This is a genomic window from Oleiphilus sp. HI0123 (assembly GCF_001635315.1).
This window is the reverse complement of sequence record NZ_LWGE01000374.1, coordinates 1-809: the sequence shown is the minus strand read 5'-3', so window position 1 is coordinate 809 and position 809 is coordinate 1. Positions and strand designations below refer to the sequence as shown.

The window sequence follows — 809 nt, the reverse complement described above, 5'->3', positions numbered from 1 at the left end:
ACACAATTCTAAATGATATTGCTGTTGCTGCGCCTTTAAAAGTTGTATTGGATGCGGGTAACGGCGTGGGCGGGAAGGTTGCGCCACAACTAATTGAAGAACTTGGTTGTGAAGTTATTCCATTGCATTGTGAGGTTGATGGTAGTTTTCCTAATCATCACCCTGACCCTAGTAACCCAGACAATCTCAGAGACTTGATTGCCGCAGTGCAAGAGCATGATGCGGATATCGGTTTAGCCTTCGACGGCGATGCAGATCGTTTGGGCGTTGTAACCAATACAGGTAAGATTATTTGGCCTGATCGTTTGTTGATGTTGTTCGCCAAAGACGTTGTCTCCCGTAACCCGGGAGCAGATATCTTATTTGATGTTAAATGCTCTCGACGCCTTAATGGTTTGATTAGCAGTTATGGCGGTCGCCCGGTAATGTGGAAGAGCGGACACTCTTATATGAAAGCTAAAATGAGAGAAACCGGGGCATTACTTGCTGGTGAAATGAGTGGTCATGTATTCTTCAAAGAGCGTTGGTTTGGCTTCGATGACGGTCTCTATGCTGCCGCTCGTTTATTAGAAGTCTTGGGTATTGAAGATCGCTCTTCTGAAGAAGTATTTGCCGATTTTCCTGAAGACTTAAGTACGCCTGAGATAAATATCAGTGTGACAGATGAGTCTAAATTTATGATCGTTGAAAGTCTGTGTGCTTTGAAAGACCAGTTTGTTGGTGGAAATATTTCCACGATAGATGGTTTACGAGTCGAATACCCAAATGCCTGGGGTTTATGTCGTGCATCCAATACCACTCCCGTATTG

Annotated in this window: 1 protein-coding gene; it reads left to right on the top strand. The window is 44.3% G+C overall.

Features of this window, described 5'->3' with window-relative positions; translation table 11 throughout:
- On the top strand, window positions 1–809 hold an 809-nt coding region (locus tag A3761_RS03525), incomplete at both ends, for a phosphomannomutase/phosphoglucomutase (RefSeq protein ID WP_197472793.1).